Source organism: Pseudoalteromonas distincta (assembly GCF_000814675.1).
GTDB lineage: Bacteria > Pseudomonadota > Gammaproteobacteria > Enterobacterales > Alteromonadaceae > Pseudoalteromonas > Pseudoalteromonas distincta.
The window spans coordinates 1-11,379 of the sequence record NZ_JWIG01000003.1 but is presented as its reverse complement, the minus strand read 5'-3'; the positions used below and the strand labels follow the sequence as shown (position 1 = coordinate 11,379).

Annotated in this window: 10 protein-coding genes; 4 read left to right on the top strand and 6 right to left on the bottom strand. The window is 38.1% G+C overall.

All coding sequences use genetic code 11. From position 1 onward, the window contains the following. Positions 1–85 precede the first annotated feature (85 nt). Entirely contained in the window at positions 86–682 is a 597-nt protein-coding gene (locus tag QT16_RS04175; protein WP_002962552.1) for a DUF2726 domain-containing protein, read from the bottom strand. A gap of 115 nt (positions 683–797) precedes the next feature. Next, positions 798–1,718, bottom strand: coding sequence for a GTP cyclohydrolase FolE2 (gene folE2 / locus QT16_RS04170; RefSeq protein WP_002962551.1), 921 nt, complete (start codon positions 1,716–1,718; stop codon positions 798–800). Positions 1,719–1,949: 231 nt separating this feature from the next. On the opposite strand from folE2, the gene arcB reads away from it, so the two are divergent. Continuing rightward, a complete protein-coding gene (gene arcB, locus QT16_RS04165) occupies positions 1,950–4,268 on the top strand; it encodes an aerobic respiration two-component sensor histidine kinase ArcB (RefSeq protein WP_039486381.1) in 2,319 nt (772 codons plus the stop codon). A 16-nt stretch (positions 4,269–4,284) separates the two neighbouring features. Here arcB and arcA read toward each other — a convergent pair whose 3' ends face one another. From arcA to trmB, 4 genes are all read right to left on the bottom strand, one after another. Continuing rightward, the gene (gene arcA, locus QT16_RS04160) at positions 4,285–5,001 is read right to left on the bottom strand and encodes a two-component system response regulator ArcA (RefSeq protein ID WP_002962549.1); all 717 of its coding nucleotides are present in this window, start codon (positions 4,999–5,001) and stop codon (positions 4,285–4,287) included. A gap of 498 nt (positions 5,002–5,499) precedes the next feature. Then, positions 5,500–7,104: a sensor histidine kinase gene (locus QT16_RS04155; protein ID WP_039486377.1), complete on the bottom strand. Its 1,605-nt coding sequence runs from the start codon at positions 7,102–7,104 to the stop codon at positions 5,500–5,502. Between the two features lie 151 nt (positions 7,105–7,255). Continuing rightward, positions 7,256–8,281 (bottom strand): 16S rRNA (guanine(1207)-N(2))-methyltransferase RsmC, encoded by a 1,026-nt coding sequence (gene rsmC / locus QT16_RS04150; RefSeq protein ID WP_039486374.1) that lies wholly within the window; start codon positions 8,279–8,281, stop codon positions 7,256–7,258. Positions 8,282–8,343: 62 nt separating this feature from the next. Then, positions 8,344–9,069, bottom strand: coding sequence for a tRNA (guanosine(46)-N7)-methyltransferase TrmB (gene trmB, locus QT16_RS04145; RefSeq protein WP_007582957.1), 726 nt, complete (start codon positions 9,067–9,069; stop codon positions 8,344–8,346). A 161-nt stretch (positions 9,070–9,230) separates the two neighbouring features. Here trmB and mutY point away from each other — a divergent pair, with 161 nt between their 5' ends. From mutY to QT16_RS04130, 3 genes are all read left to right on the top strand, one after another. Beyond that, positions 9,231–10,292, top strand: coding sequence for an A/G-specific adenine glycosylase (gene mutY, locus QT16_RS04140; protein WP_039486369.1), 1,062 nt, complete (start codon positions 9,231–9,233; stop codon positions 10,290–10,292). A gap of 35 nt (positions 10,293–10,327) precedes the next feature. Further along, entirely contained in the window at positions 10,328–10,600 is a 273-nt protein-coding gene (locus tag QT16_RS04135) for an oxidative damage protection protein (protein WP_002962543.1), read from the top strand. Between the two features lie 127 nt (positions 10,601–10,727). Next, positions 10,728–11,379, top strand: a 652-nt coding sequence (locus QT16_RS04130; protein ID WP_238719420.1) for an IS4 family transposase, incomplete at its 3' end; no start/stop codon positions are given.

Sequence of the window (11,379 nt, the reverse complement as noted above, 5' to 3'; positions counted from 1 at the left end):
GTGAAGTTAGCAATAAAAAACAAAAAAGCGAGCTTGTTTATGAGCTCGCTTTAAATACTTTTTAGGAGAGTATTTAATTCGTTTTTTAAATTTCAGCTAACGCCGTGGTTTGCGCTTTAGCTTGAGAAGGTGAAAGTACCGCTGGCTTATGTGAGCGATTACGAACAGGGCGCTGAGTTTGTGTTGCTGCAGGCTTACCAAGTTTAAACATAATTGCATCGCGTACTTCAGAAGGGCGGTAGCCCGATTTAACTTTCATACGAATATGTGGAATGCCCGCAGACTCTAGTGCACCGTTTACAAACCAGTCGCGTTGAGCTTTGTGGCCATCTTTGTTGGCATTGTTAACTAGGTCAACAGCAGCAATGATTGTTAGTTTTTCTTTATCGATTAATACAAAGTCGAGTTGCTTATTTTTAGCTTTAGCTAAAGCAGCACGTTTAGACTTTACTGAAAGGCCTTGCTTACAGTCAATAACGTCGATTAACTTAACGCGACTAACAATTTTATATTGATCGCCAACAGCACGCTCGAGAAGATTTAAAAAAGCGCCTTCAACCTGCGTAAAAACAGTTTGCTTGCGAGTAAAAGGATACGGGTTTCCGCCATCGTCATTAAATTTTGACGCAACAACAGAGGCCCCGACAACTAATACTAGGATTAATAATAAAGCGAATTCCATACGGTAACTCCATAACAACAAATTGACACTGCTCAAATAAAGCAATTTACGTGCCTAAAAAGTATGGGTTATAAAATAATTACCGACTGATTTACAAGCAATAGCTACACAGCGATTAAGCTTTGTAGCCTCCTTTAATACCTTTTACTGCAATAGCTACAGCATCGTGCGCATGCAGTGACTCATAGTGGTTTATTTGCAGCCAATAATCACTGTAATTGTTTGCCTCTAGCAATGCTTTAATTTTACGCGCTGCGTCTTCACAAAACATAAGGTTTTGACCATTCAAACGAGCAAACTCTTGCTCATCTTCACGTTTTACTGCTGCTTGTACTGGTGTTTTAAGCTCAGCTTCAAGAGTGTTAATTAGCGTAACCACGTCAAATTCTTGAATGTTGCTATCAAGCTTTACTTTTACGTTGGCAATAGAGCGCTGCGAGTGGGGAGTAGCTACAATGCCTTGTGTTGTGCCTAGCCATTCGTGCACATCTTTTTGGCTTAACGTTTCTTGGTTAAACTTTTCGTTAAACGCGTTTTGTATAAGCTGGCGCGCAAGTGCAGCAGAGCATGGGCACGTTGAAGAATAAGTAACATCTACGGTTAGCTCGTAGCTAATAACGTTATTTTCAATTGTACTGGTCAGTACAACTGGGTAGCTTTTCCAGCCCGCTTTACCACTTAATAGTGACTTACGGCGGAGCGGTAATTCAAATTTAAATTCAATTTGCGCTTTATCGCTCAGCCCTTCATGGCTAGTTATAAAGGTATCGAGTGCCTGCGCTATTGTTTGCGGATTGACTTGCTGCTCGGTTGAAAGCAGGTCAAGTGCCAAAAATAGACGTGACATATGAATGCCTTTGGCATCTTCTTTATGTAAATTTACAAATGCACGAGCTTTGGCGTTTACTGTAACTGGAGATAAGTCTCGGGATTCAAAAATAAATGGCAGTTCTATTTCGCCCATGCCAACCCAGTCTAATTTACCTGTTTGTAAAGCGGGTGCAGTGTCTGCTATATCTGGCATATTGGTTTGCATGTGCGCTACTCGTATTTTGGGGATAATAAAGCGGGGCATTTTACACTAAATAATTTATTGCTGAAATGATGAGTTTAATAGATGAGCTAAATCAAACATGAAAAATTCTGTTTTTATCGCACAACGTGAGTAGTGGTAGGAGAAAAATGCTAAAATCTGGGAAAATGGTATGTTTATACATACGCATTGCCTTCTTTATATTAAGTACACAGCTAAGAGATAAAATTACGTATGACCGATTATTCTTTGAGCCCTTGGGCTCGGGTACTTTCCAGCTCAATAACGCGATTTGGTGAATTTAAAACCGCTGCTATTTGTTACACTTTATTTTTAACTGTATCTCTTATTTTATCGAGCATGTTTTATTATGTGGCGATAGGCGAATTACACCTTGTTGATATTTTAGCCGTGGTATTTTTTACGGCTGTAGTTTCTCCTTTAATAATAAGTGTGTTGCTTAATTCAATTCGACAACTAGATGCCTCATATGCTTATTTAGACAGCGCCACCAAACAAGAAAAGCTTTTAAATCAAACCCTAAAAGATAACATCAACCGTCTAAATATCGAAATTGATGAGCGTAAAATGGCATTTCATGCTAAGCACCGCGCTATTGAAGAGCTACGTCGAGAAATTGCTGAGCGTAAAAAAACACAACAAGAACTTGCTCAACAAAGCATGCTGCAGCGCTCAATAGTTGATTCATCTCCTGATTTATTTTATTACCGCGATAACAATGGCGTGTTTGCTGGTTGTAATAAAATGTTTGAAGAAGTAATGGGCAAATCAAGTAGCGAATTAATTGGCAAAACGGTTGAGCAAATATTCCCTAGTCACTTTTTATCTGAAGTTTTGAAAACCGATAAAGAAGTAGAGCAAAGCCATAAAGCACTAACCATTGATGTGGGCTATGAAGTAAATGGCGAAACGCGTTGGTTTGAGCTGCGTAAATTACCTTTTATAAATGATGAAGGTGATTACATTGGTCTACTGGGCTTTGGTCGTGATATCACAAGTCGTAAGGAGGCCGCTCAAGCGCTCGAAACGGCCTATAAAGACAAAGGTAAGTTTATTGCTACATTAAGCCATGAACTACGTACACCGCTCAATGGTATTGTTGGTTTAACACGAATGCTGCTTGATACTGACTTAAACAAACAGCAGCGTAGTTGGGGTAATACTATATTTTCGAGTGCTGAAACGCTCGGCAATATTTTTAACGATATTATTGATTTAGACAAAATAGATAGAGATCAGCTCGATATAGTGACCAACTCTATTAATGTGTCAGACTTTATAAATGACGTTGTTAACTTTGCGGGCTTAATCGCGGAGCAAAAAGAGCTAGAGTTTGATATTAAGCGCAATGGGGTGCTGGATATTTACGCACAGCTCGACCCAACTCGCTTACGCCAAGTTGTTTGGAACTTAATTAATAACGCCGTTAAGTTTACACAGCAAGGAAAGGTAACACTTGAATGTAGCCGAGAAAACAGAGTTGAAGGCCCATGGTTAGTTATGAAAGTATCGGATACCGGCCAAGGTATTCCGCCAGAGCAGCTTGCTCACATATTTGATATGTATTACAAAGCGCCAGATTTAAAAGGAACTAACGCAATAGGTTCCGGTATTGGTTTGGCTGTAACTAAGGCGCTTGTAAGTGCGATGAAAGGGATAATTACAGTAAATAGTACTGAGGGCGAAGGAAGTTGCTTTACAGTTCAAATACCGCTTAGTTTATGTGTGGCACCAACAGAGCAAAGTTATGTTGGTCGAGGTTTGTATATTTTACTAGTAGAAGATGTACCTCTAAATGCCGAAATTGCCACAAACTTATTAGAGCAACGCGGGCATGAGGTGTTGTGGGCTGAAACCGGTGAAGATGCACTCTCGTTTGTCGAAACCGAAGATGACTTAGATTTAGTATTACTTGATATGCAATTGCCTGATATAAATGGTGATGTAGTTGCCAAGCAAATACGCTCAGATAGTCACTTTGATAAATTACCCATTGTAGCGCTAACGGCCAATGTTCGCAGTGCTGAAGAAGAGCTTGAAGGCATATCAATACAAGGGGCGCTTGCTAAACCAATTAACACAGTGAAGCTTGATAAAATGCTGGCCGATTTATTTGGAATTAAGCAAAGTGAATGCACAGAGCCACTGTTGAAAGTAAGTGAAGAAGCCCTTAAAGGCATTGATGCACACTTATTAGATATAGAAACAATAGAAGACTTTGTCAATTCAATGGGCTTAGTTGTGTTTAGACGCAGTAGTCAGCTATTCGAAAAGCTAAGTCCACAATATCAGCAAGAGTTACTTACTTCATTAAATACTGGTGATAGAGAAGAGTATGAATCAGTAGCGCATAAACTCAAAGGGGCGGCTGGCTCAGTAGGTCTTAATGATGTGCAGCTTCATGCCAAAATAATGGAACATGGTGCTATTGATGAATCTGATGAGGTGTTAAAGCAGTGGTTAGATATTCTGGCAGATAAAATAAATGAAGGACAAAAAGCCCTTCATTTATTTTTACAGCAATTAGAGTGAAACTAATTAGCTCTAATTAAGCGTCAATTTTACCAATGAAACGGTAACCTTCACCATGGATGGTGCTGATTAACTCAGACGTTGAGTTATCACTTTCAAAATGCTTACGAATGCGACGAATAGTAACGTCAACAGTACGGTCATTTGCGCGAAGCTCACGGCCTGTCATATGCTTAATTAATTGCTCACGGCTGAAAATGCGACCTGGAGAATCAAGCATTAAACGAAGTGCTCTGTACTCACCTTTAGGTAAACGTTTAGCGTCGCCATTTGGAGAAGTAAGACAACGGCTGTTTTCATCAAGTTCCCAACCATTAAACGTAATAACACCATTTGTTTCTAGTGCTGACTCTTCACCACCTAAGGCAGTACGAGTAATAAGGTTGCGAGCTCTGATAGTTAATTCACGCGGGTTGAATGGTTTAGTAACGTAGTCATCCGCGCCAATTTCAAGACCTAAAATACGGTCAACATCGTTGTCACGACCAGTTAGGAATATAAGACCTACTTTACGCTTTTGGCGTAATTCACGGGCTAAAATAAGACCGTTTTTACCAGGAAGGTTGATATCCATAACTACAAGATTAACGTCATCGTTATTTGTAAGCTTGTCATGCATATCATCGCCATCAATGGCTTCAATAACTTTGTACCCTTCAGCTTCAAATAAACTAACTAGGTTCAGTCGAGTTACGTCTTCATCTTCTACGATTAGAATGACTGGCGTTTGCATTATTAATTAACCTTTTGGAATATATTATTTATAAAAAATCGGTGACTAATTTATAACCGATTACTAGAGATTATAGGATTATACCCATTTGTTAACAAGGAAAAAACAAATTGGATAAAAATAAAACAGTAGGGTGTCCAAAGTCTACTAAAAAGGGCAGTGCAAAAACTACTGTTTAATTGATATATACATGGATGTAGCTATTTGAATCATAAAGTCGAAGCCATTTTCCTTTGATAATTGACATATCATTCAATTAAACAAGGTACTTAAAATAATCAGACTAATTCAAAGCAAAACTATATCACTTTTTAACCTTTTAACCTTTCATCAATGTATGTGATACAGCAAAGATAAAAAAGTTCATAAATCGCTTGGTAATATTTATTTAAAGCAATTAAATAATGTTACGCACTTATCACATGCCTCATTAATGAGGTCATTAAATGCTAATTCAAGGACAAATTTTAAATATATGCACTTTTTAATGATCTTTATTTAAGGAATAGTAATTATAAAGCGAGCACCGCGTTTTTCTTCAAGATCAAACATCACTCTTCCGCCAAGTGCTTGTGTTACTAGGTTATAAACTAAGTGCATGCCTAAGCCACTTGCGCCTTGCCCGCGCTTTGAAGTTACGAATGGGTCAAAAATTCTATTTTTAATGTTTTTGTCAACGCCCTGACCATTGTCAGAATAAACGATTGTTAATTTTTTCCCGACGAGTTCTACGTCAAAGCGAATTTCATTGTTTTCTTTACCTATAAATCCATGAATTACAGAGTTCATAAGTAACTGCTGAAAAACTTGTTGTAGAGGTTCAGACTTACTATGAATAGCCAAGTCGGTCGGACAGTTAATAGTTACAACAGGCTTTTTGGGCAATAATTCAGATTGAATCGATGTTAAAACATCACTTATTAATTTGTGCACATTAATATAGGTATTTACACCGTCGTCTTGAATAACCGCTACTTTTTTAAAGTTAGATATAAGGTCTGCTGCACGATTTAAGTTGCGGTAAATTAAATCTAAGTTTTCAATACCTTCATCTATAAAGCGTTTTAGATGGCTTGAGGTCAGTTTTTTGTCATCAAAGCTTTGCTGTATGTCTGCTAGTTTATCTCTAAGTAACGTAGAACCTGTAATACCTAGCCCTATTGGTGTGTTAACTTCATGGGCAACACCTGCAACCATTTGCCCTAAAGATGCCATTTTTTCGTTTTCAACAATTTGTGTTTGGTATTGATGCATCCGCTCAAGAGTTGATAAAAGCTCTTGATTTGCCTCTCTAAGGGCGATTGTTCGTTGGTTTACTTTTTCTTCAAGGCTTAGGTTTAGTTGTTTGATTTCTTGCTTATCTTTTTCGTGGCGTTCAAGTTGTTTTTTTGTACGCGTAAGCATGATATTTAAACTATTTGAAAGAGCACTTATTTCTTTTACATCAGTTACTGGTGCGCGTGCATCGTAGTTATGATTTTTAGACACATCCTGCAATAACACGCTTAATTGCTCTATTGGCTTAGCTATACGTCGTTGAACTTTAATAGCAATAAAGTAAACAACCGCCAGAATTAATAATGTTAATAACACGTCTATTAATATTTTTCTCTCAATATAAACCTCTAAACTCTCGAGGCTTCCTCGCATATACACATAACCTACTACTTGTTCGTTATCGTAAATAGGGCGGGTTAGCTCAATATGGTCATTCGTAATTCGTGGTGTTTTTAGCTCTTCTACACTGTCTATTCTCAATGGCACAGGAGGTGTTTTTTTAGCATTAAAGCTAATAAAGAAAACAGGCTTTTGGGATGCTTTTTCTATTGAGTAAATATGTATGTTTTTTACAAGAGGGATCTTTTCAAATGACTTGAGGCGTTTTTCTTCTGTTTTACGATCATCTTCAATTACCGATTGCCCAGCATCAAAAGCTACAATTTCAGAAAGAATAACAAGCTTATTAACTATTAATTGCTTTTGTTCTTTCACGCTTAAATACGTAGAGATAGAAATAGATAACGATAAGCAAATAGCTGTAATAAGCATGATCAAATTAATGAGTGCTTTTCGAATGCTACTTTGATGAACTTTTTTAGGCATTATTTCATTATCGCCTGAGTTAAATTTAATTATTTAGAATTTTAGTTTAGCAAAGACGTGGAAAAATGAAGGAAAAAAACTAAATTAATTCTTATATTTATTCGAAAGTTAGCTTGAGCACGTTTGTGCTCAATCATTTTACAAATTTAAATTAGCTGCTATATACAGCAAATTTATTGTTCTTAAATACAGTTTGATAGCTTTCAAACTGAGTTTCTAAAATAGGCGGGTACTTTAAAAAGCTGTTAGCAACAATATTTAGCTTCCCTAATTTAGTTAAATGCTGTTTTGCATTAGCTAAAAATGTTTCTGCTACTGTGTAGTCGGTTGCAATACCAGTATGAAAAGGTGGATTGCTAATAATTAAATCAAACTTGCCATTAATGCTTTTAAGGCCGTCACTTAATAAAGCCTCACCATTGATGTTGTTAAGCTTTAGGGTTTGCTGTGTTGCATAAGTTGCCAGCGCACTTACATCACTACACACAAACTCAAGTGCTGGATTATGAAGCCCTAAAAAAGTTGCTATTAAACCAGCGCCACAACCAAAGTCGAGAACTTTGCCTTGCTTAATTGTCGGTGCGTTTTCCAGTAGAACTTTCGTTCCTATATCTAAACTACCGTGATTAAACACCCCAGGAACACTAATAGCTGTAAATTCAGTGTCGGCAACATTAACAACAAACTTTTTATGGTAAGTCGTAATATCAAAGTGAGGGTGCTTAGAAATTTCAGCAAATGAGTAAAGAACGCAGTGCTTAGCTGAATCAATCTTGTTACTAAACTCAGCTTTACCAGCTAATTGCTTTTCAATTGACTTAACACCACTTTTGTTTTCACCTACTACTAATACTTCGGCATCATCAGTAATAGCAGATCGAATATTATCAAGTGCCATTAATAACTCTGGTTTTGATTTAGGGTAGTAAAGAATAACTAAGTCGTAGTCGTTACCAGGTATTGTGTGGCTTACATGAACATCAACATCTTTGGTGTTTTTAGCAAACTCTCCGTTAGCATGGTTGTAGCTAAACGCAGTTACTTTGCTTTGCGGATTAAGTCTTTTAAGCTCTGTTAAAAAGCCATCTTGAACAAAGTTGACCACCAAGATAGATTTTCCCGTTAGTGCCTCGCTATTACGAAGTAACAGTAAACTTGGGTTGGTTAGTACGCTCATAAATGGCTTTGCCTTACAGTATATTTAGTTTTATAAAAGTAAAAGTGAGTAATTAAATTTAATTATTCTGTGCGCTCAAACATTAAATCCCACACGCCATGACCTAGGCGATGTCCGCGCTGCTCAAACTTAGTAAGCGGGCGTAAATCTGGACGTGGAACATAATCATTTGTTTCTGATTGGTTTTTAAAACCAGGAGCTACATTCATCACTTCGAGCATGTGCTCTGCGTAGTTTTCCCAGTCTGTTGCCATATGAAAAACGCCACCCATTTTAAGTTGGGCTCTTAGCTTTTCAACAAACTCAGTTTGTACAATACGGCGTTTGTGGTGACGCTTTTTATGCCAAGGGTCAGGGAAAAATAGTTGTAGTGTTGTTAAGCTTTCATTAGGTATGCAATCTGCAAGTACTTCAACTGCATCGTGTTCAAAAATACGTAAGTTGGTAATGCCTGCTTCATCGGCATCCATTAAACAAGCACCAACGCCTGGGCGGTGTACTTCAATACCGATAAAGTTTAGGTGAGGGGCATTTGTTGCCATTTCGACAAGCGACTTACCCATACCAAAACCAATTTCTACAACTACATCGTTGTTGTTGCCAAAAACTTCGCTTAAATCAAGCATACCGTTTTTATGCTCTAGGCCCATTGTTGGCCAGCATTTTTCGATTGCAGCGGCTTGGCCTTTGGTTAATCGACCTTCGCGTTTTACAAAACTGCGAATGGTGCGGATGTATTTACCTTCTTGCTTAGCTTGCTCAAGGTTAGTGTTGCTTGATTCACTCATATTATTGGCCTGACAAAAACAATGTGTTTAAAAATGGTTGCATATTATCCCTGACCGAGGCCGCAATCACAAGTATTAGCTGGTTTTACACGCCCTATAGCTTGATCTTTTTATTAACTACAATAGACTGAGCCGCCATTGAGCATCAGTAAAAGTACAATATGTTGGATTTAAATAAAGAACAGTCACACTGGTTTTCTAATCAAGTTGTTGATTGGTATCACCTTCATGGGCGTAAAACACTTCCATGGCAGTTGGGTAAAACACCTTATAAAGTGTGGGTGTCTGAAGTGATGCTGCAGCAAACTCAAGTTATTACTGTTATCCCATATTTTGAAAAATTTATGCAAAGCTTTCCAGATATTATCGCTTTAGCCGATGCTGATGAAGATTTAGTACTGCATCACTGGACCGGCTTAGGGTATTACGCTCGTGCGCGTAACTTACACAAAACAGCTAAAATAGTGCGTGACAAATACCAAGGTGAGTTTCCGAAAACACTCAATGAAGTAATGGATTTACCTGGAATAGGGCGCTCTACTGCAGGGGCTGTTTTATCATTGTCGCTTGGGCAGCATCACCCTATTTTAGATGGGAACGTGAAGCGAGTTTTAGCGCGCTATTTTATGATTGAGGGCTGGTACGGCGTTAAAAAGGTCGAAAACCAGCTTTGGCATTTATCAGAGCAGTTAACGCCTAAAGATAATGTTACTGAGTTTAATCAAGCTATGATGGATTTAGGGTCTAGCGTTTGCTCACGCAGCCGGTTTGATTGTGAGGCTTGCCCATTAAACTCAGGCTGTGGTGCTTTTAATACAGGTAAAGTAAAAGAGTTTCCACATTCAAAACCTAAAAAAGCAGTTCCTAAAAAGAGTTGTCATCAGTTAATTATTCAGTGTGGTGATAAAGTGCTTATGGAAAAACGTCCTAACAGCGGTATTTGGGGCGGATTGTTTGGCTTTTTTGAATTTAATGAGTACGAAGAGCTTCAAATGTTTTTAGCTCAGCAAGGCCTAGAGGCTAGTTTAGTAGAGCTTGAAGCGTTTATTCATGTGTTTTCACATTTTGAGCTGAGGATTAACCCGCATGTGCTCAATGTTAAGAAAACTCCTGATGTGGTAAACGATAAGCAATTAATCTGGTATCCGCTTGATCAATCAATAGAGGTTGGCCTAGCAGCGCCAACTAAAAAGTTGGTTAAACAAATTACAGCAATAGTATAGAATAGCCCCATATTTAGCGTTAGAGAGAATCAATCATGGCACGTACAGTATTTTGTCAAAAGTTACAAAAAGAAGCCGAAGGGCTTGGCTTTCAGTTATACCCTGGTGAAATTGGTGAAAAGATTTTTAATAACATCTCTAAAGAAGCGTGGGCTCAGTGGCAACATAAACAAACAATGCTTATTAACGAAAAGCATTTAAATATGATGGACCCAGAACACCGCACATTTTTAGAAGAGCAAATGGTTGGCTTTTTGTTTGAAAACAAAGATGTAGAAATTGAAGGTTATCGACCGCCTGAAAAGTAATGTTTTAAACATAAGAAAAAGGGCTATTTAGCCTAATGCCGATCAGTTAAGAAAATGACCGGTTGACCGATCCAAACGATCATGCAAAATCCGTAGTTAGGAAACTAACTACGGATTTTTTGTGAATATAGAACAAGCACTGCAAGCAACACTTGAAGAAAGCAGCCGATACCATACCTTTGAAAAATTATCAGAAATTCTTGACCCTGAAATCATTGAACAAGGTTTTCAACAAGCAGGGATTGCAACCGTTCGTAAGCGAAGATTACCGCTTGAAGCCGTTTTGTGGTCAGTTATTGGCATGGCATTGTTTCGAAAAGAATCAGTTTGGAATATCGCTAATAAGCTAGATATCATGTTACCTGGCAAGAACCAACTCGTTGCTCCAAGTGCGATGGTACAGGCGAGACAAAGGTTAGGTGATGATTCCGTTAAACACGTTTTCAATAAATCTGCTCAATCAATGTATAAGCAACAGTCATTCGAAACATGGAATGGTTTGAACCTATTAGCTGTTGACGGTGTTGTGTGGCGAACAGCCGACACGCCTGATAATCGTAAAGCCTTCTCTTCAGGTAGCAACCAATACGGTGATACAGCCTTTCCTCAAATACGCATGGTCTGTCATATGGAATTGACCAGCCATCAACTTCTCAGTAGCGAGTTTGATAACTATAAAACCAACGAGATGAAATTAGCTGAGCGTTTAATTGAACGTACACCAGATAATTCACTGACTATGTTTGATAAAGGATATTATTCTTTAGGCCTGTTAAACC